Origin of the sequence: Dyella sp. C9 (genome assembly GCF_003332825.1) — a bacterium.
In the GTDB taxonomy this organism is placed as follows: Bacteria; Pseudomonadota; Gammaproteobacteria; order Xanthomonadales; family Rhodanobacteraceae; genus Dyella.
On the sequence record NZ_QIRF01000001.1, the window covers coordinates 252,150 to 271,337 of the forward strand.

The window sequence follows — 19,188 nt, forward strand, 5'->3', positions numbered from 1 at the left end:
TGGCATGGGAGTCCCGCGGCTTCGCCGGGTGAATGCCGGCGGGCCCTGGCGGAGCCGCTCTCGCGTGTTTGCATGATGTTGCACGTTTGTGTACATTTGTGCGCATTGAATTCTGCCCAGGACACCCCGTGCAATCGACTTCCGAGGTCGCCGCTACCGGCACTTCCCCCGCATCGCTGGCCGACGCGCGTCGCTCGACGCGGTTGATCTTCCTGGTCTCCGGCACCGGCATGTCGACCTGGGCGCCGATGGTGCCGTACGCCAAGGCGCGGTTGGGCCTGGATGATGCACAACTGGGCCTGGCGCTGCTGGTGTTCGGCGGCGCGTCGATGCTGTCGATGCCGTTCGTGGGCTGGCTGGCCCATCGCCTGGGCAATCGCCGGCTGATCGTGGCCTCGGGCCTGCTGTTGAGCCTGGCGTTGCCGCTGCTGGCCTGGGTGGACGGCGCCGCGGCGTTGGTGGGTACGCTGTTCTATTTCGGCGTCATGCTGGGCGCGGTCGACGTGGCGATGAATGCGCACGCGGTCGATGTGGAGCGGCTGGACGGCGGGCGGCTGATGTCGGGTTTCCATGGCTTGTTCAGCCTGGGTGGCCTCGCGGGTGCCGCGGTGATGAGCGGCTTGCTGGCCGTGGGCGTGCCGTTGGTGACTGCTGCAAGCCTGATTGCGCTGGTGCTGGTGGGCATCGTGCTGTGGCTGCGCGCCGGCCTGCTCGATGACGCGCCGCAGAGCGGCGACGAGCCGCGGCCCGCCTTGCGCATGCCACATGGGCTGGTGTGGCTGCTTGGCCTGCTGTGCTTCGTGAGCTTTCTTGCCGAAGGCGCCATGCTCGACTGGAGTGCGGTGTTCATGCGCGATTTCCGTGGCGTGGCCGAAGCATCGGCGGGTTTCGGTTATGCCTGCTTCTCGGTGGCGATGGCGTCGGGACGCTTTGCCGGCGATCGCCTGGTGGGGCGCTTTGGTCCCGGCCTGGCGGTACGCGTTGGCGCCTGCCTGGCAGCGACCGGCTTCGTGGTGGTGGCTGCGATACCGAACGCCGTGGCCGGGCTCGCCGGCTTCGTATTGATTGGCCTGGGTGCGTCCAACATCGTGCCGGTCTTGTTCAGTGCGGCCGGACGACTGCCGGGCACGCCGCCGGCCATCGCCATCGCCACCGCCACCACGCTGGGCTACCTTGGCCTGCTGATCGGGCCCGCCCTGATCGGTTTCGTGGCGCACGCCAGCAGCTTGCCCGTGGCGTTTGGCGGGGTGGCGGCGCTGCTGGTGCTGGTCAGCCTGTCGGCCAAGGTGGTGCAACGATGAGCATGGCGATCGATACCGTCATCTTCGACCTGGGCAACGTGTTGATCGCCTGGGAGCCCCGCCTGCTGTACCGCAAGCTGTTCGACAACGTCGACGAGATGGAGTGGTTCCTGCGCGAGGTGTGCAACAGCGCATGGAACGAGCAGCAGGACGCTGGGCGTCCGTGGGCCGAAGCCACCGCTGTATTGCGGGTGCGCTTCCCGGACTACGCGCCCTTGATCGACGCCTATCACCTGCGCTGGGTGGAGACCCTGGGCGGCGCGATGGAGGAGACCGTGGCCCTGCTGGAGGCATTGAAAGCGCGCGGCGTGCGCTTGCTGGCGCTCACCAACTGGTCGCAGGAAACTTTTCCGATCGCACGCCAGCTGTACCCGTTCCTGCAGTGGTTCGAGGGCATCGTGGTTTCAGGCGAGGAGCAGTTGATCAAGCCCGATCCGCGCATCTACCGGCGGTTGCTCGAGCGCCACGCGGTCGACCCGGCCACGGCGCTGTACATCGACGACTCCGCCCGCAACGTAGCGGCGGCCGAGGCGCTGGGCATGCATGGCTGGTGGTTCCGCGGTGCCGAGGGACTGCATCGCCACCTGCTGGATCTGGGCTTGCTGGATGCCGCCATGGCAGAGGCATCGCATGGCTAAGGCGGTGAATGCCGCGGCCGACAGCGGTGCGCTGCCGCAGGAGCGCCAGCAGCGCATCCTCGAGCAGCTGCGCCGTGACGGGCGGGTGGTGGCGGCGGAACTCGCGCAGTCCTTCGACGTCTCGGAGGATTCGATCCGTCGCGACCTGCGGGAACTGGCGGCGCAGGGCTTGTGCAAGCGCGTCTATGGCGGCGCCTTGTTGCCGGCGGTGACGCTGACGCCACTCAAGCAGCGACGCAGCGAGCATTCGACGCGCAAGCAGGCGCTGGCGCGCAAGGCGGTGAGCCTGGTGCAGCCGGGCCAGACCCTGTTGATCGACGCCGGTACCACCAATGCGGCGATCGCGGCGGCATTGCCGCGCGATGCCGGCCTGACCGTGATCACCAACGCGCCGCACATCGCCCAGCTGCTGCTTGATCGCGAAGGCTTCGACGTGCTGTTGGTGGGCGGTCGTGTCGACAAGGCCATCGGCGGCGCCATTGGCGCGCAGGCGGTGGAGCAGGTGCGCCGCCTGCGTGCCGACCTGTGCTTTCCCGGTGCCTGTGCCATCGACGCAGCGCACGGCCTGTGGGGCTTCGACAGCGAAGAGGCGTTGTTCAAGCGCGCCATGATCGAGGCCAGCGACGAGACCGTGGTGGTGGCCACCGACGACAAGCTCGGTGCCGTGGCCACTCACCAGGTCGCCGAGCTGTCGCGGGTACAGCACCTGGTGGTGGAGCATTCGGCCGATCGTGCCTCGCGGGTGGCCTTTTCCTCGCGCGGCGTGGCCGTGCTGCGGGCCGAAGCGATCAGTGCATGAGCCCCGCATGGGCCCGCTGACGGAACACCATCACCGTCGCGCCCATTATGTCGCTTTTGCGCCCGTGGCGCGGTCGTTTCCCTGCGTTGCGCTGCCGTCGAGATTCCGTCGCGTGGCGACGTAAAGCTGACGCCGGTGGCCGCGCGGGCCGGATCGTTCACACGAAAGAATGCCCAGGTGGCCGTGCGGATGCGCCTGCATGCCATTGCGGCGCCTGATCGTTACACAGCTTTACATCCGTGGCCGCGCGCAGGTGCCGGACTTGGCCGCGATCTTGCTCGAAGTGGATCCGCGTGATCCGGCCTTGGCCTTGCGCGTCGTTTCCTGGTGCCCGATGGGCGCGAGTGGGGGCTTCGCCAGGTCGCCGGGTTTTCCGACCCCATCCATTGCGGAGCTTCCGATGTCGATCAATGCCGTTTCCAACAGCAACAACTACTGGCTGAACCAGCTCAATGCGTCCAGCACCTCCAGCAGCCCGACCAGCAGCAGCACCAGCCAGGCCAGCAGCTCGTCCTCGTCCGGCGGCCTGTTCGGCACCATCTTCCACTCGCTGACCCAGCAGTTGGGGCTCGATGGCGTCACCGGCACCACGACCAGCAGCACCAGCACCGGCGGCTCGGGCTCGGGCAGCAGCTCGTCCACGCAGGATCCCGGCGCCGCCATGACCGCCTTCATGCAGAGCCTCATGGCGGCACTGCAGGCGCAGAACGCCCAGACGGCCAGCACCGCGTCCGCCGCCTCGGCGAGTTCCTCGGTGGGCGCCGTGACGGGCACCACGGCCGCCAGCACGGCCACGGATGCCACCGCGGCCACCGGTGGACAGGTGGGCGGCATGCACCACGGTGGCGGCCATCATCATCACGGCGGTGGCGGCCTGCAGAACGACATGCAGAGCCTGATCAGCCAGCTGTCCTCGGGCAGCACGGATACGTCCACGACCAATGCATCCAGCAGCACGCTCGACTCGCTGCAGCAGAGCTTCCAGAACCTGGTCGGTGCGGTGGGTGGTACCGCCACGGGCACCACGCTCACCGGATTCCTGCAGACGCTGTCGAGCAATATCGGCAGCGCCGCGGGTTCGATGATCAGCGCGCAGGCCTGATCGTCGCGGGCCGGCCAACTCCGATCGGGATGGCCGGCCGTCAGGCCATGCTTACTGCTCGCGCTGCCACACCTGGGTGCGGCCCAGCAGCGAGAAGCCGATGTAGCCACGCACAGTGAGCTTGCTGCCGTTGTCGGTGGTCTGCAGCTTCACCTTGTAGGTCTTGCCGGTCTTGGGGTCGAGGATCTGGCCGCCGTCCCAGACATCGCCGTCCTGGTGGACGCCCCACATGATGTTCATGCCTTCGATGGGCTGGTTCTTGCGCTCGCCATCGCAGTTCTTGCAGATCGGGTGCGGGCCTTCGTCCGACTGCAGCACCTGAAGCACGGTGGCCTTCAGTTCGCCATTGCTCTCGGTGATCTGCACGATCGACTTGGGCTTGCCCGTCTCGTCGTCGATGGTCTTCCAGGTGCCGACCGGCGTGTTCTCGGCGGCAAAGACGGCGCCGGTGCCGAACAGCAGGGCGGTGGCAACCATGGCGCGGAGCAGTGACTTCATGAGGAATCCTCCCGTACGAAACAGTATGGACGGAGCCTGACCGAGCCTGCGCGGGGCCGTCAAGCTGCATTGCGAAAGGTCCTGCGGGCGAAGGCGGGGCGCCGGCTGGCATAATGGGCAACCCTCATGACAGTCCACGATTCCCTATGACGCAGGCGAGTGAAGCCCTGGTCCGCCGCATTCTCGGCGAACTTGTTGATCCACATACGGGTGCGCCGCTCGCCGACGCCGTGCGCGCGGTTGGCGTGGATGGCGACCGCGTGTCGGTGGATATCCAGCTGGGCTATCCCGCGAAAAGCGTCATCGACGGCATGACCGCCCGCGTCAGGCAGGCGCTGGAGGTCGACCCGGCGATTGCCGCGGCCTCGGTATCGGTCGGCACCCGCATCCATGCACACAAGGTGCAGGGCACGCTGGCGCCGCAGCCGGGCGTGAAGAACATCATCGTGGTGGCCTCGGGCAAGGGCGGCGTGGGCAAGTCCACCGTGTCGGCCAACCTGGCGCTGGCGCTGGCGGCCGAGGGCGCCAAGGTCGGCGTGCTCGACGCGGACATCTACGGCCCCAGCCAGCCGCGCATGCTGGGCATCAGCGGCAAGCCGCAGTCGCCCGATGGCAAGAGCATCATCCCGCTGGAGGCGCATGGCCTGCAGGCGATGTCGATCGGATTCCTGATCGAGGAAGAGACCCCCATGATCTGGCGCGGCCCGATGGTCACCCAGGCCATGATGCAGCTCCTCAACGACAGCCGCTGGGAACAGCTGGACTACCTGGTGGTGGACCTGCCGCCGGGCACCGGCGATATCCAGCTCACGCTGTCGCAGAAGGTGCCGGTGGCCGGCGCGGTGATCGTCACCACACCGCAGGACATCGCGCTGCTCGATGCGCGCAAGGCGCTGAAGATGTTCGAGAAGGTCGAGGTGCCGGTGCTGGGCGTGGTGGAGAACATGGCCACCCACGTGTGCTCCAACTGCGGCCACGAGGAGCACATCTTCGGTGAAGGCGGCGGCGTGCGCATGGCCGAGCAGTACCACGTGCCCTATCTGGGCTCGCTGCCGCTGGACATCCGCATCCGCGAGCAGGCCGACGGCGGCACGCCGACGGTGGCCGCGATGCCCGACTCCGATCTCGCGGCGCGTTATCGCGAGATCGCCCGCAACACGGCGGGCCGCTTGTCGAGGCAGCCACGCAACAAGTCGCTGGGGTTGGGCAAGATCATGGTGCAGGGGGCGCCGTAAGCGCCCTTGCTGTCACGCCATCTCCCCGCCGAGAGGGCTGGCGTGAGAGCAGGTGCTCGCCTCGGGATTTCACGCTTTGGCGCCAGGCCGGGTGAGGGGCGCGCGGCGTGCGGGGGCCCATCGTGGTTCGGCATGCGTGCGAATGCTGGACAGCGTGCGACGTGCGGGAAACCCTCGTCAGGCGGCCCTGACGGCGCGGATGTGTCGGTCATCCGGCGTCTTTCGGTTTGCGGGGCGTTCCTGCGGCCCGGCTCGCCTGCGGCCGAAGGGAGTCCCGTGGGATGACGGGCTTCCAGCCTCCTGCCGGCGGCCGGGTCACTATCCCGCCCGGACGCCCCACTGTCCCCGCATCCTTGCGGCCCTCTTCTGGCCCTCTGAGGGCCAGTGAGATCAAAAGCCACGGCCAGGAGCCTGTAGGAGCGCACCCTGTGCGCGACCGCCCTGCGGCCCCCTTGTCGCAGCACAGTCGACAACCACGCAGGAACCCACGAAGCCCCGGCTCACCACCCTCAAGACGCCGGCACCCTGACGCCAAGACTGGCGGCACCCCTGTCATTTCCGCTATTTTTCCAGCCTTTAGGCCGCCCGGGCGGCAGCCTTACCCCTTTGGGAGTCCGAGTGAGCATCAAATCCGACAAGTGGATCCGTCGCATGGCGGGGCAGCACGGCATGATCGAGCCTTTCGAACCGGGCCAGATCAAGACGCGCGACAACGCCAAGCTGGTCTCCTACGGCACCTCCAGCTACGGCTACGACGTGCGCTGCGCGCGCGAGTTCAAGATCTTCACCAACATCAACTCCACCATCGTCGATCCGAAGGCGTTCGATCCGACCAGCTTCGTCGACGTGGAAGCGGATGTGTGCATCATCCCGCCCAATTCGTTCGCGCTGGCCCGCACGGTCGAGTATTTCCGCATTCCGCGCAAGGTGCTCACGATCTGCCTGGGCAAGAGCACCTATGCCCGCTGCGGCATCATCGTCAACGTCACGCCGCTGGAACCGGAATGGGAAGGCCACGTGACGCTGGAGTTCTCCAACACCACGCCGCTGCCCGCGAAGATCTACGCCAACGAGGGCGTCGCGCAGATGCTGTTCCTCGAGTCCGATGAGGAATGCGAGACCAGCTACAAGGATCGTGGCGGCAAGTACCAGGGTCAGCAGGGCGTGACCCTGCCGCGTACCTGAGCCCTTTGCGTTCCGCGACCGCGGTCACGGGACACCTGAATGAATGCCGTCCGGGCCCGGTGCGCCGGTCCGGGGCGGCGCTACACTTCCGTACGTTCACACCGATGCATTGCAGGAGATCCCGCATGACCCGTTTTTCCACGCTGCTGACCCGTGCGGCTGCAGCCATCCTGCTGGGCAGCATGCTGGTGCTGGCCGGTTGCCATCGCGGCAGCACCAAGGACGAGGTGCGCACTGCAGACATGCTGAACCAGTTCGATGCAGTGATTAAGGCCTACAAGAGCGGCCAGTTCATCGTCGACGGCGCCGTGCTGTCGGCGCTGGACACCGGCAGCCACTTTGCCTACCTGAAGGACCAGGGCAAGCTGCCCAAGACCGTGCTGCTCGAGCCCAGCGATGACTCCAAGATCCGCAAGCAGCACCTGCAGTACATGGCGCGCCTGCAGCTCGACTACGGGTTCACCGTGTATTACGACGATGGTGGCGTGCTGAAGAAGATCAGCGTGGTGGATACCAAGGCGCGTGACCTGGAAGACTACAAGGCGCCGCCGAAGACCGAAGCGCCGCCGCCGCAGCAGCACTATTGATCGCTGCGCTAGGAACAGGGGCCCGCGGAGCGATCCGCGGGCTTTCTCTTTGTGCCCGATCGGCGCGAAGGTTTTCCACAGCCGATGTGGATGCGCCGCGGTAAAGCCTGTGGATAGAGCTGCTATCCGCCTGATTCGAAAGAGCTCGCGACGCAGTGGTGCCTGATTGCGCAGTCACCTGCCGCCGCGCTCAGCACAGTGCCGCGCGCAGGCTCTCAAGCATGGAGGCCAGGCCCGCAGGCGCGTACGGCGTGGCCTTGCCGCTGCCCCATACCGGTCCGGGCCAGGCCGCATCGCCTTCCAGGCGGACCACCACGTGCACGTGCAGCTGGCGCACTATGTTGCCCAGGGCACCAAGGTTGAGCTTGTCGCACGGCCCCACGTCGCGCAGCGCCTGCGCGGCGTGGCGGACCTCATGCCACAGCTGCTCCTGCTCTTCGGCGGCCAGGTCGTAGACCTCGCTGGCGCCTGTGCGTCGAGGCACCAGCACCAGCCAGGGAAAGCGCGTGTCGTTCATCAGCAGCAGTTCGCACAGGCCAAGCGAGGCCACGTGCGCGGTATCTGCCTGCAGGCGGGGGTCGAGCGAAAAATCGTGGTGGGTCATGCGCCTTGGGCCAGTTGACGGTCGAAGAAGGCCAGCGTGCGCTGGTAGGCCAGGGCTGCACTGGCTTCGTCGTATTGCGTACCCACGTCGCGGTTGAAGGCATGGTCGGCGGGGTAAGTGAATACATCCATCTGCGGCAGCATCTCGCGATGCTTCTGCACCATCTCCGGCGGGATGGCCTTGTCCTTCTCGCCGAAGTGGAACATCACCGGCGCGCGCAGCTGCTCGCCGAGGAAAGGCACGTTGCGCGCGCCGTAGTAGCTCACCGAAGGCAGGCCCAGCCGCATGGCCGAAAGCATCGCCACCGTGCCGCCCCAGCAATAGCCCACGGTGCCGATGCGGCCCGATGAGGCGATCGCTTCGGCGGCGCTGGCCACGTCCTCGACGGCGCGATCGAGCCCCAGTTCGTTCACCAGCGCACGACCGCGCGCGTAGCCCTCTTCGTTGTAGCCCAGCTCCACGCCGGTCTCCAGGTGATCGAAGAAGCAGGGTGCTATGGCCGTGTAGCCGGCCTTGGCGAAACCATCGGTGACGCGGCGGATGTGCTCGTTGACGCCGAAGATTTCCTGGATCACCACGATGCCGCCCTTGGGCTTGCCCTCGGGATGGGCCAGATAGGCGCCGATGCACTGCATGCGCGTGGTGTTGAGACTGATGGTCTGGCCCATGGCTCGAGCTCCGCGTGGCAAGCGGCCATTCTAGCCATTCAGGGAAATCGACCATCGTGCGATATGATGGTCCGTTTTCCGCATAGTTACGGTCCCACGTCCATGTCGCAGGTTTCGCCCAAAGTCGGTTTCGTCAGCCTGGGGTGCCCCAAGGCCCTGGTCGATTCCGAGCGCATCCTCACCCAGCTGAAGGTCGAGGGCTACGAAATCGTGCCCAGCTACGGCGCAGCCGACGCGGTGGTGGTCAACACCTGCGGCTTCATCGACGCGGCCGTGCAGGAGTCGCTGGACGCCATCGGCGAGGCGCTGCATGAGAACGGCAAGGTGATCGTCACCGGCTGCCTGGGCAAGCGCTCGGAGCTGATTCGCGAGGCCTATCCGGACGTGCTCGCCATCACCGGCCCGCAGGACTACGCCAGCGTGATGAACGCGGTGCATAGCGCCTTGCCGCCCAAGCGCAACCCGCTGCTGGACATCATTCCGGACACGGGCATCAAGCTCACGCCCAAGCACTATGCGTACCTGAAGATTTCCGAAGGCTGCAACCACCGCTGCAGCTTCTGCATCATCCCGTCGATGCGTGGCGACCTGGTGTCGCGTCCGGTCGATGAAGTGCTGGTGGAAGCCGAGCGCCTGGTGAAGGGCGGTGTGAAGGAGCTGCTGGTGATCTCGCAGGACACCAGCGCGTACGGCGTGGACCTCAGGTACGCCGAGCGGCAGTGGCGCGACAAGAGCTATCGCACGCGCATGACCGAACTGTGCGAGGGCCTGTCCGAACTCGGCGTGTGGACGCGCCTGCACTACGTCTATCCGTATCCGCATGTGGACGAGGTGATGCCGTTGATGGCGGAAGGCAAGATCCTTCCGTACCTCGACATCCCGTTCCAGCACGCCAGCCCGCGCATCCTCAAGCTGATGAAGCGTCCGGGCAACATCGACAAGACGCTGGAGCGCGTGAAGAACTGGCGCAAGCTGGTGCCTGATCTCACCATCCGCAGCACCTTCATCGTCGGCTTCCCCGGCGAGACGGATGCCGAGTTCGAGGAACTGCTCGATTTCCTGCGCGAAGCGGAGCTGGATCGCGTGGGCGCGTTCGCCTACTCGCCGGTGGATGGCGCCAAGGCCAATGAGCTGCCGGGCGCCGTGTCCGAGGAGTTGAAGGAAGACCGCCTGGAGCAGTTCATGGCGGTGCAAGCTGAGATCTCCGCCGCCAAGCTGCAGCGCAAGATCGGCCGCACGCTGAAGGTGCTGGTGGACGAAGCCGGCGCCGACGGTGCCATCGCCCGCTCGGCGGCTGACGCGCCGGAGATCGATGGTGTGGTGCATATCGCCAACGGCCAGCTGCTGAAGCCGGGGCAGTTCGTCGACGTGGTGGTCGAGGACGCCGACGAGCACGACCTGCACGCACGCCTCGCCGGCTGATGCGCGGCGTGGCGTGATGCGTTACGTCGCGCCCGCCCGAAACGAGGTCGATCCCGCCGTGTTCGAGCGCTGGCCGTTATGCGGCTGGCGCGAGCATGCGCCGTGGCTGCAGGGGTCGGAGTGGCCGTCGATCGAAGCGCTCAATGCCGCGTGGCCGGCCGACCAGCCGACGCGCTTCGTCGTGCAGACGCACGAACTGCTGGCCGATGGCCTTCACTATGAGCAGCGCATTGCCGCGCAGGCGCGCATAGCCACCCGCGAGGCCAACTGGCACGACCTGTTCAACGCGCTGGTGTGGTTGCGCCATCCGGGGCTCAAGCGTGCGCTCAATGCCCAGCAGGTGAGCGAAATCGCCGTAATGGGGCCGCGCGAGCGCTCGCGGCCGCAATGTGCGCTCACCCATTTCGACGAAGCGGGCGTGGTGGTGGTGCTACGCGACGCGGCGCTGCTCGATGCCTGGGATGCCCACGACTGGCATGGCCTGTTCTGGCGCCAACGGGATGCCTGGGGCGACGGCCGCGCCATGCCCACGGTGTTCGGGCATGCCTTGCTCGAGCACGCGCTGACGCCGGGCAAGCTGCTGGTGGGCAAGGCCCTGGTGTTCGTGGGGCAGGGCACCGCCGAACAGGCACTGGCCGCCTGTGCCGAGGGCATCGCCGAGGGTCGCCTGTTGCGCGATCCGCTGGAACTGCGCCCTTTTCCGCTGTCCGGCCTGCCGGGCTGGTATCCAGGCAACGAGCACGAAACGTTCCACCGGCAAACCCCGTGCTACCAGCCCAGGCGTGAAGGGCGCAGTTATCCCCGTCCGGCGGTTTTCTGACGTCGGGCGGGGCTTGATCGCGGGGCCTCAAATTGCGGCGGCACCGCAATCGCGCTAAAACGCCCTTAGCGGAGCGCTGGGAGCAGGCGGATGGATACGGCTTGGCGGGTGCGCTTTGGCAGGACAAAGGCGAGGTTGCCTTGGGGCGGGCTGTTGGCCTGCCTGCTGGCCGTGGCCCAGCCGATCACCGCTGGCGACCTGGCGACGAGCGCGCCTCGGGCGGTCCGCTTCGGCATCCTCCCGGTGAGCGGCGCCGTTGAGTCCCGCCAGCAGTGGGAGCCGCTGCTGGAAGATCTGGAGAAGAGACTCGGGCGTCCGGTCAGCGCGGTATCGGTCAGCACGTATGCCGGCCTGTCCGGCGCCATCGCCGAGCAACGCGTGGACATTGCCTTTCTTTCCGGGCGCCTGGCCACCGAGGCCGTCCAGCACCAGCACATGAGCGTGATCGCGCAATGCGAGCGCAGCGATGGCGTCAAAGGCAATGTCGCCGTGCTGGTCACGCGCAGCGACGGCCCCATCCATTCGCTCAAGGACCTGTTCGCCAGGCCCGGCCATTGGCGCTACGCACGCGGTGAAACGCTTTCGGTCACTGGATACATCGCGCCGGAGGCCGAGTTGTTTGCGCCGAGGGGCCTGAACTCCGATACCTTCTTTGCCAGCGTGCGCGTGGGCAATCACCAGAACAATGCGCTGGCGGTGGCCAATGGCGAAGTCGATGTGGCCAGCAACAACGGCCCGGACCTGGAGCTGTTTCGCCGCAATTTTCCCAGCGAGGCGGCGCAGGTCCGCGTGATCTGGAGCTCGTCGCTGATTCCCACCGACGTGCTGGTGGCGAGGGACGACCTGCCCGAGCCCCTGCGCAGCCAGCTGATTGCCTTCATGCGTGGCTACGGACATGCCCCGGGCGCGGCTGGCGAGCGCGAACGGGCGAATCTGGCGCGCATCCAGGATCTGGCCGGGTTTGCCGCGGCTGACAATCGTGTCCTGCAGCCCATCCTCGACCTGCAGTTCCAGTTGGTTCGCGAACAGGCCGAGCATGGACGCTGGGTCAACGACCAGGCCAAGGCGACGCGCTTGCAACAGATCGATGCCGACTACCGGCGGGCCATGGCCCAGCTCTCGCGCCACTGAGCGCGCATTCAAGCAACCGGTGTTAGGGTGCGGCATTGGGTCGGCGTCGCCGGCCGCCTCACGTTAGCCTGCCGGAGTCCCCATGCCTGCCTTCGATCGTGTCCTTCGCGCGTGCCGTCTTGGCCTGTTCGCTGCCGTGCTCGGCGCGGCATCGCTGGCCCACGCCCAGGCGGCTCCGCCGGGCCTGCCCGAGGCGGACAAGCAGCAGATCAAGAACTACACCCTCACTGACGACGTGTTCCAGCGCCTTGCCGATACCACGCGCGAGGCGCACGCGCTGGGCATCCAGCCCCAGGCGTCGCCCGATCCGTCCAAGGTGCACAGCCTCAACGATCTTGCCGCGCAGGCCATGGCGGCCGATCCGCGCATTCCCGACCTGGTGAAAAAGCATGGCTTTACGCCGCGTGATTTCATGCTGGCCAACATCGCGCTGATGAACGCGATCATGGCGGTGCAGGCACGGGCCGATCCTGCGCTGTCAGGCAACCTCAACCAGGTCTGGGTGAACCCCGACAACATTCGTTTCGTCGAGGCGCACAAGCAGGAGATCAGCGCGCTGATGCAGGGCAACTGAGCGCAGGGAAGGGCGGCCGGCCTCAGTAGCTGACCGTCACGATCAGGAAGCGCGTACGTCCGCCGGGCAGTTCGGCCTCGAATTCGTCGTCCACGCGCTTCTTCAGTACCGCCCGCGCCAGGGGTGAGTCGATGCTGATCCAGCCCAGGCGTGCGTCGGTCTCGTCAGGACCTACGATGCGATAGGACACGCTTTCGCCGGACTCGGCGTTTTCCAGCTCGATGCAGGCGCCAAAGAACACCACCTCCCGGTCGGCCGGCGCGCCTTCGGCCACCTTCAGCGATGGGATGCGCTTGCTCAGATAGCGCACGCGCCGATCGATCTCGCCCAGTTGCTTCTTGCGGTAGGTGTACTCGGCGTTTTCCGAGCGGTCGCCTTCCGCGGCGGCGGCGGCCAGCGCCTTCACCACTTCCGGGCGCAGCGTGTGCCACAGGTGGTCAAGCTCGGCCTTGAGCTTCTCGAAGCCCTCGCGGGTGATGATGGCGGTGGAACTGGGGGCGGGTGGTCGCCAGCGGCTCATGGGGCGGGAATCCGTTGCACAACGTGTCGGGCGTCGATTTTATCGATAGCCTCAGGCGTGCGCAGGTCCGTCCTGCAGCTGCCGGGCCAGTGCGTCGATTTCGGCGCGCAAGGGGTGGTCGGGCCAGGCCTGCACCAGCCGGCCGAGCAGCACCGTGGCCTCGGTGCGTTGGCCGAGCTCCACGCCCAGCAGGCGCGCGGCCAGCAGGCCGGTGCCCGGCGCTTCGGATGCCCGCGGCCAGCGGACCAGGAAGCCGCGGGAGAGTTTCAGTGCAAGGCGGCTCATGCCGGCGCGCGCGGCCTGTTCAGCCAGCGCGCTGGCATAGGCTGGATCGTCGGGCAAGAAACCCGGGTCCAGCTCCAGGCAGTCCTGCACCACGCCGAGGGCACGGCGAGGCTCGTTGCTGGCCATCAGTGCGGCGATCCAGATCTGGCCGTGCTCCAGCAACCCTTCGCGCAGCCCTTCCGCATGCAGCAGTTCACGATAAGCCAGGTGCAGCGCAGATGGGGCACTGCGGCCCTGCATGCGGGTCACCAGCAGCGCGATGGCCGCGCGGCGGTCGGTGCCCGCCACGGTGCGTACCTGCTGCAGCAGCTCCTCGTCGACGTCCTGTCCGCCGGCGCGCGCCAGCGCTTCGGCTTCCGGCTCCAGCCCAAAGCGTTCGTGGTGCCGGTGGATCATGGCGCCCATCAGGTGCAGGTTGAGGATGATCAGATACGTGTAGGCAAAGCCGAACAAGGGCAGCGCCAACAGCCTGGGCAGTACGTGGTCGGCCAGCGCGGCGGCGACGATCAATGCGCCGGTCGCCAGGTTCAGCAGCAGGGGAATCAGGTAGGCCCAGCCGAAGCGACGGATCACCTCCCACCAGTTCACCGGGCTGAGGGCCAGTTCCACGTCGCCGTCGAAAGCCAGCGACATGTCGATGGCCGGCAGCATGGCAGCGAACAGGATGATCAGGGGCCACAACGCGGGTGGGTAGAGCAGGGCGCTGAGCGCGCACATCACCGTGGCGAACAGGTGCACCGCCATCAGTCCGTTGCCGGCCGCCGGGTTCTCGTCCACGCCCACGTTGGGCGGATCGGCGAAACCGTTGGCGGTGTGCATCAGGCAGGTGGCGGCGTAGCGCCAGGTGGCGGCCCACAGCGCAAAGCTGGCAGTGATGCCGATGAAGAGCGGCGCCACCAGCAGGCAGTGCAGCAGTGCCAACACCATGCAGGAGGCGAGGCCCGCACCGCGCAGGGGGTAGCCGAGACCTGCGATGAAGCGGTCGCGCAGTGGGGTATTGGGCGAGACGGTGGCGACGCGCGGCATCAGGGCGATCTCGGCATTCCGTTGCTGTCGATGGCGCGCTTCAGCGCTTGCCGCCGAAGATGCCACCGAGCACGCCGCGCACGATCTGCTGGCCCAGTTTCGAGCCCACGGCGCGGCTGGCCGATTTCGCCATCGCCTCGATCATGCCCTGGCGCCGGCTGGTGCCGAGCACGGCGTCGCGCACGGCATCGGTCCAGTTGGGGCCTTGCGCGGTCGTGTTGTTGCCGGCGGGCGATCCCTTGGCGATGACCTGCGGATCGGCGGCCTTGTCGCTGGCGCGCTTGGCGAGGATCTCCGCCGCCGATTCGCGGTTGACTGGCGTGTCGTACTTCCCGCCGACCGGCGAGCGTTGGCGAACGGTGCTGCGCTCGGCGTCGGTGATCGCGCCGATGCGCGCGGTCGGTGTGGTCACCATCACGCGTTCCACCGGCGAGGGCACGCCGCCGTCGCGCAAGGTGGAAGCCAGTGCCTCGCCCACGGCGAGCTGGGTGATGGCCTCGGCCACGTCGAGCCTGGGGTTGGCCACGAAGGTTTCGGCCGCCGCCTTCACCGCCTTCTGGTCGCGCGGCGTGAAGGCACGCAGTGCGTGCTGCACGCGATTGCCGAGCTGACCCAGGATGTTGCCCGGCACGTCGTCGGGATTCTGCGAGCAGAAATACACGCCGACGCCCTTGGAGCGGATCAGTCGCACCACCTGTTCCACGCGTTGCAGCAGCGACGCCGGCGCATCGTCGAACAGCAGGTGCGCCTCGTCGAAGAAGAACACCAGCTTGGGCTGGTCGAGGTCGCCCACTTCCGGCAGCTGCTCGAACAGTTCCGACAGCAGCCACAGCAGGAAGGTGGAGTACAGGCGTGGCTTGAGGATCAGCTGGTCGGCGGCGAGGATGTTGACCACGCCGCGGCCGCTCATGTCCTGGCGCATCAGGTCGGACAGCTCCAGCGCCGGCTCGCCGAAGAACTGGTCGGCGCCGTCCTGCTCCAGCTTGAGCACGGAGCGCTGGATCGCGGCGATGCTCTGCGTGCTGATCAGTCCGTAGTGGGTGGAGATGTCCTTGGCGTTTTCGCTGGCGAAGCCGAGCAGGGCGCGCAGGTCGGCCAGGTCCAGCAGCAGCCAGCCCTGGTCGTCGGCAACCTTGAAGATCACCTCCAGCACGCCTTCCTGGGTGTCGTTGAGCTCCAGGATGCGGCCGAGCAGGGTGGGCCCCATCTCGGTGATGGTGGCGCGCACCGGGTGGCCGAGCTTGCCGTAGATGTCCCAGAAGATCACCGGGTTCGCCTGCGGCTTCCAGTCGGTGAGGCCGAGCTTGGCCAGGCGCGCCTTGAGCTTGTCGCCCGGCTCGCCGGCAGGCATCGAGAGACCGGCCAGGTCGCCCTTGGCATCGGCAAGGAAACACGACACGCCCAGCCGCGAGAAGCCTTCGGCAAGCACCATCAGCGACACCGATTTGCCGGTGCCGGTGGCGCCCGCGATCATGCCGTGCCGGTTGCCGTAGCGTGGGTCCAGGCTGACGCTGGTGCTGTCGTTGCGGCCGATCAGGATCTCAGTCATGGCATTCCGTCCGTTGGTTGCGGGTCGATTGTAGCCAAGCCGCTCCGTGCTGCTGGCGTCATCACCCATCGTCGACGGTCGCGGCTGTCGTTGCGACGGGAAAAATCGTGTTGAGTCGCCGGGCCCGGGCGCAGTAAGGTCGGCCCTTCGATCCGACAGTGAAGTCGTCCATGGCTCCCCACGCCTTGCTTCGTTCCCTGCGTCTGGCTCCCCTTGCCGGCGCGTTCACCCTCCTGGCTGCCTGTGCTTCCTCGGGCGGCACCAAGCCTTCACCGCAAGCCAGCCAGCTCTACGCGCAGCTCGACCAGGCCAGCCAGGGCTATGAAACGGCGCTGGCTCAGGCGCGTGCAGGCAACGCGGCGCAGTCGCAGCAGACCCTGGATGCCTCGCTGGACAAGCTCAAGGACGCCGCCGCGCATTGCCCCTCCACGCAGGGGTGCGATCCGCAGCGCTTCTTCTCGGTGTTCGATCGCCTGTTGCGACTGAAGGACGGCAACTTCGACCTGGGCGACGACCTCAGCAGCATGGGCGACGACGTGCAGGAGGGCAGCAACAGTGATCGCAGCGGCGCGGCCGGCCTGCCCGAGGCGCAGCGCAGCGTCACGCTGCTGCGTGGCCAGCAGCTGTCGCAGCTGATCGCGATGAACGGCCCGGTGAAGGCGGCGCTGGAGATGTGGCTGACCCAGTGGCGCGGCAACCTGATGGACGCCTACGTCAACTACCAGTTCCTGCGCTACCAGATGTGGCCCGAGTACCAGAAGCAGGACCTCCCCGAGGCCTTGCTGTTCGGCATCCTGGCCAAGGAATCGGGTGGCAAGGTGCACGCCGTGTCGCGCTCCGGTGCCGCCGGCCCGCTGCAGTTCATGTATGCCACCGGCCTGCGCTTTGGCCTCAATACCGAGGACGGCTTCGACTCGCGCTTCGATCCGGCCGAGGCGGCGCGTGCCAACGCCGAGTACATGGACGAGCAGCTCAAGGTGTTCAACAACAACCTCGAGCTGACCCTGGCCGCCTACAACGGTGGCGAAGGGCGCATGCGCCGCCTGGTGGGCGACAACACCTCGGTGAGCCTGTACGACCCGACCATCTACAACCAGCTTTCGCAGGAGACGCGCGATTACGTGCCGTCGGTGCTGGCGGCGGCCTGGCTGTTCCTGCATCCGGAGAGCTACAACCTGCGCTTCCCGCGCGTGGACGGCGCGCAGGGCAGCATCGTGCTCAAGCGGCCGGCCTCGCTGACCGAGCTGACCGTGTGCCTCGGTTCCGCCGCGGGCATGAGCGACGGCTGGTTCCGCACCCTGCGCAACCTCAATCCGCGTCTCGACCCGCAGGTTTCCCAGCCGGCCGGCGTGCGCATCATGGTGCCGAGGGTGCTGGAGAAGCCGTACGAGGCCCGTTGCACGGACGGCCCCTGGCCGATCCTTGCCAACGACCTGCATACCGCGGTGGTGCCGGTGGTGCCGCCGTCGCCCACGCCGTCGCCTTCCGCCGCGCCGGCACGCAGCTCGAGCAGCGGGAAGACGCGCAACTACGTGGTGCGCCGGGGCGACACGCTCACCGGCATCGTCAACAAGCTGGGGTGTTCCTCGGTGCAGGAAGTGGCCGAGATGAACGGGCTCAACCACCAGCACATCAAGCCGGGTCAGACCCTCAAACTGCCCAGCTGCCGCTGAGGCGGGCCGGCCCAAAAAGAAGCACCGCCCACCGGGGCGGTGCTATCGATCATGACGATCGGGGTCAGGCGGCGGCCGGCGCCTGCATCCACTCCTTGAGTGGATCGGCGCGGTGGTCTTCCTTCAGTTCGCGCAACAGGCGCATCAGCTCGCGATGGTGTGCCTGCAGGCCGGGGTGCGGGTTGCCCTTGGTCTCGTGGTAGGCGACCGCCAGCCATAGCGCGATGCCGCGCATGGCCACTTCGGCGTTGTCCGAGCGGGCGCGCGCCAGGCCGATCTCGGTGCCCTGGCCCCACGGCAAGTAGCGCTCTTCCGGCGGCGTGCCGTACAGGTGGGGGAAGTCGCTGCGCGAGGCCTGGCCGATTTCGCGCAGGGACATCGTGCCCAGTCGGGCGCGGCTGCGCTTGGGCAGGGCCTGGATGCTGCGCTCGATCTCGCGCAGCTGCCGGCCGAGCTGGCGGCTGCGATTCATGGCGATAAGACGGGTGACGATGCGCATGGAGTGTCCTCGGTCTGGCCTTGGGTTGGCGCCCGCGCACGGCGTCGCCGGACGAGGAGCTTAGCCCCGCCCGGCGCGGCGATGCGCCAAAAAGGTCACAAAACGACGAAACGCGTCACTTGCCGCGTCAAAATTTTGACGCGGCCACGGCTCAGGCCTTCAGCTGTACGCCCAGGCGCTGCCCCACCTGCACCGCCTGCTGCGGCTGCAGGGGGTCGAGTTCGGCCATGCCCTCGGGGAACAGCAGGATCACGGTGGAGCCCATGTTGAAGCGCGCCATCTCGGCGAAGCGCTCGAGCGTGATGTTCTGGCCGGCAAAGGACTTGCGGCGGATCGACGGCGCGTACGGCGGGATCACCAGTCCATCCCACACGGTGGCCACGCTGGACACCAGGATCGCGCCCACCATCACCACCACGAACGGTCCATGCTCGCCCTCGAAGTGGCAGACCAGTCGCTCGTTGCGGGCGAACAGGCGCGGGATCGCCTCCACCGCGAACGGCGCCACGCTGAAGATGCGGCCGGGCACGTGCACGGTTTCCTTCAGCGTGCCCTTCAACGGCATGTGCACGCGGTGGTAGTCGCGCGGGGACAAGTAGATGGTGGCGAAGCGGCCGTTGCGGTACGGCGCGGCGCTGGCCTCGTCGCCCAGCAGTTCAGCGGCGGTGTAGTCCTGGCCCTTGGCCTGGAAGATGCGCCCGTCGATGATCTTGCCCGCCTGGCTGATGCGGCCGTCCGCCGGGGACAGCAGGGCCGCCGGGTTGGCGTCGGCGTGGCGCGCATCGGGCCGCAGCTTGCGGGTGAAGAACGCATTGAAGTGCTGGTAGGCGAGTGGATCGGGCTGCGCCGCCTCGGCCATGTTCACCTGATAGTTGCGCACGATGGTGCTGATCAGGAAGTTCTTCCACGGCTTGAAGGTCCAGCGCGTGGCCCAGTAGACCACCCGCGACAGCGCGCGGTGGGGCAGGATGTATTGCAGGAGTACGTTGAAGGTCATCGGGCAAGTATGAACGAAGCCGGCCACGATTACGCCTGGGTGACAACCCGGCTCCGGCTATACTGGGTGATCCCC

20 protein-coding genes are annotated in these 19,188 nt (G+C 67.2%); 12 read left to right on the forward strand and 8 right to left on the reverse strand.

Annotated elements, in window-relative coordinates; all coding sequences use genetic code 11:
- Nucleotides 1-128 precede the first annotated feature (128 nt).
- From DVU99_RS01125 to DVU99_RS01140, 4 genes are all read left to right on the forward strand, one after another.
- Complete coding sequence (locus DVU99_RS01125; RefSeq protein ID WP_232823402.1) at nucleotides 129-1,301, forward strand: MFS transporter; 1,173 nt, start codon at nucleotides 129-131, stop codon at nucleotides 1,299-1,301.
- Complete coding sequence (locus DVU99_RS01130) at nucleotides 1,298-1,939, forward strand: HAD family hydrolase (protein ID WP_114238363.1); 642 nt, start codon at nucleotides 1,298-1,300, stop codon at nucleotides 1,937-1,939. Before DVU99_RS01125 ends, DVU99_RS01130 begins: the two co-directional genes overlap by 4 nt.
- Nucleotides 1,932-2,738, forward strand: a complete 807-nt coding sequence (locus DVU99_RS01135; RefSeq protein ID WP_114238364.1) for a DeoR/GlpR family DNA-binding transcription regulator — start codon at nucleotides 1,932-1,934, stop codon at nucleotides 2,736-2,738. Before DVU99_RS01130 ends, DVU99_RS01135 begins: the two co-directional genes overlap by 8 nt.
- A gap of 400 nt (nucleotides 2,739-3,138) precedes the next feature.
- On the forward strand, nucleotides 3,139-3,840 hold the full coding sequence (locus tag DVU99_RS01140; RefSeq protein WP_157971315.1) for a hypothetical protein: 702 nt from the start codon (nucleotides 3,139-3,141) through the stop codon (nucleotides 3,838-3,840).
- 51 nt (nucleotides 3,841-3,891) lie between these two features.
- Here DVU99_RS01140 and DVU99_RS01145 read toward each other — a convergent pair whose 3' ends face one another.
- Nucleotides 3,892-4,338, reverse strand: coding sequence for a DUF2147 domain-containing protein (locus DVU99_RS01145; RefSeq protein ID WP_114238366.1), 447 nt, complete (start codon nucleotides 4,336-4,338; stop codon nucleotides 3,892-3,894).
- A 146-nt stretch (nucleotides 4,339-4,484) separates the two neighbouring features.
- Between DVU99_RS01145 and apbC the strand changes: the two genes are divergently transcribed.
- From apbC to DVU99_RS01160, 3 genes are all read left to right on the forward strand, one after another.
- The gene (apbC, locus tag DVU99_RS01150; protein ID WP_114238367.1) at nucleotides 4,485-5,573 is read left to right on the forward strand and encodes an iron-sulfur cluster carrier protein ApbC; all 1,089 of its coding nucleotides are present in this window, start codon (nucleotides 4,485-4,487) and stop codon (nucleotides 5,571-5,573) included.
- A gap of 618 nt (nucleotides 5,574-6,191) precedes the next feature.
- Complete coding sequence (dcd, locus tag DVU99_RS01155; RefSeq protein WP_114238368.1) at nucleotides 6,192-6,758, forward strand: dCTP deaminase; 567 nt, start codon at nucleotides 6,192-6,194, stop codon at nucleotides 6,756-6,758.
- Between the two features lie 125 nt (nucleotides 6,759-6,883).
- Entirely contained in the window at nucleotides 6,884-7,345 is a 462-nt protein-coding gene (locus DVU99_RS01160) for a hypothetical protein (protein WP_114238369.1), read from the forward strand.
- Nucleotides 7,346-7,535: 190 nt separating this feature from the next.
- On the opposite strand, the gene DVU99_RS01165 is transcribed toward DVU99_RS01160, so the two are convergent.
- Both DVU99_RS01165 and DVU99_RS01170 read right to left on the reverse strand, forming a co-directional pair.
- Nucleotides 7,536-7,949: an HIT domain-containing protein gene (locus DVU99_RS01165; protein WP_114238370.1), complete on the reverse strand. Its 414-nt coding sequence runs from the start codon at nucleotides 7,947-7,949 to the stop codon at nucleotides 7,536-7,538.
- Nucleotides 7,946-8,617, reverse strand: coding sequence for a dienelactone hydrolase family protein (locus tag DVU99_RS01170; RefSeq protein ID WP_114238371.1), 672 nt, complete (start codon nucleotides 8,615-8,617; stop codon nucleotides 7,946-7,948). Before DVU99_RS01170 ends, DVU99_RS01165 begins: the two co-directional genes overlap by 4 nt.
- A 102-nt stretch (nucleotides 8,618-8,719) precedes the next feature.
- Between DVU99_RS01170 and rimO the strand changes: the two genes are divergently transcribed.
- The 4 genes from rimO to DVU99_RS01190 all read left to right on the forward strand — a co-directional run bounded on the left by rimO (nucleotide 8,720) and on the right by DVU99_RS01190 (nucleotide 12,564).
- Nucleotides 8,720-10,039, forward strand: coding sequence for a 30S ribosomal protein S12 methylthiotransferase RimO (rimO, locus tag DVU99_RS01175; RefSeq protein ID WP_114238595.1), 1,320 nt, complete (start codon nucleotides 8,720-8,722; stop codon nucleotides 10,037-10,039).
- Between the two features lie 16 nt (nucleotides 10,040-10,055).
- A complete protein-coding gene (locus DVU99_RS01180) occupies nucleotides 10,056-10,859 on the forward strand; it encodes a DUF3025 domain-containing protein (RefSeq protein ID WP_114238372.1) in 804 nt (267 codons plus the stop codon).
- A 90-nt stretch (nucleotides 10,860-10,949) separates the two neighbouring features.
- Complete coding sequence (phnD, locus tag DVU99_RS01185; RefSeq protein WP_114238373.1) at nucleotides 10,950-11,990, forward strand: phosphate/phosphite/phosphonate ABC transporter substrate-binding protein; 1,041 nt, start codon at nucleotides 10,950-10,952, stop codon at nucleotides 11,988-11,990.
- 82 nt (nucleotides 11,991-12,072) lie between these two features.
- The gene (locus DVU99_RS01190) at nucleotides 12,073-12,564 is read left to right on the forward strand and encodes a hypothetical protein (RefSeq protein ID WP_114238374.1); all 492 of its coding nucleotides are present in this window, start codon (nucleotides 12,073-12,075) and stop codon (nucleotides 12,562-12,564) included.
- Nucleotides 12,565-12,586: 22 nt separating this feature from the next.
- Here the strand turns inward: DVU99_RS01190 and greB are convergent, their stop codons facing one another.
- Genes greB through DVU99_RS01205 form a run of 3 tightly spaced genes read right to left on the reverse strand, consistent with a single transcriptional unit; the run spans nucleotide 12,587 to nucleotide 15,944 of the window.
- Nucleotides 12,587-13,084, reverse strand: a complete 498-nt coding sequence (gene greB, locus DVU99_RS01195) for a transcription elongation factor GreB (protein WP_114238375.1) — start codon at nucleotides 13,082-13,084, stop codon at nucleotides 12,587-12,589.
- A 51-nt stretch (nucleotides 13,085-13,135) separates the two neighbouring features.
- Nucleotides 13,136-14,395 carry a hypothetical protein gene (locus tag DVU99_RS01200; protein WP_114238376.1) on the reverse strand — a complete coding sequence of 420 codons (1,260 nt, stop codon included), beginning with the start codon at nucleotides 14,393-14,395 and terminating at the stop codon, nucleotides 13,136-13,138.
- Between the two features lie 40 nt (nucleotides 14,396-14,435).
- Nucleotides 14,436-15,944, reverse strand: coding sequence for a helicase HerA-like domain-containing protein (locus DVU99_RS01205; protein WP_114238377.1), 1,509 nt, complete (start codon nucleotides 15,942-15,944; stop codon nucleotides 14,436-14,438).
- Nucleotides 15,945-16,114: 170 nt separating this feature from the next.
- Between DVU99_RS01205 and DVU99_RS01210 the strand changes: the two genes are divergently transcribed.
- Entirely contained in the window at nucleotides 16,115-17,617 is a 1,503-nt protein-coding gene (locus tag DVU99_RS01210) for a transglycosylase SLT domain-containing protein (protein ID WP_114238378.1), read from the forward strand.
- A 64-nt stretch (nucleotides 17,618-17,681) separates the two neighbouring features.
- On the opposite strand, the gene DVU99_RS01215 is transcribed toward DVU99_RS01210, so the two are convergent.
- Nucleotides 17,682-18,116: a hypothetical protein gene (locus DVU99_RS01215; RefSeq protein WP_114238379.1), complete on the reverse strand. Its 435-nt coding sequence runs from the start codon at nucleotides 18,114-18,116 to the stop codon at nucleotides 17,682-17,684.
- 151 nt (nucleotides 18,117-18,267) lie between these two features.
- A complete protein-coding gene (gene asd, locus DVU99_RS01220) occupies nucleotides 18,268-19,113 on the reverse strand; it encodes an archaetidylserine decarboxylase (protein WP_114238380.1) in 846 nt (281 codons plus the stop codon).
- Nucleotides 19,114-19,188 lie beyond the last annotated feature (75 nt).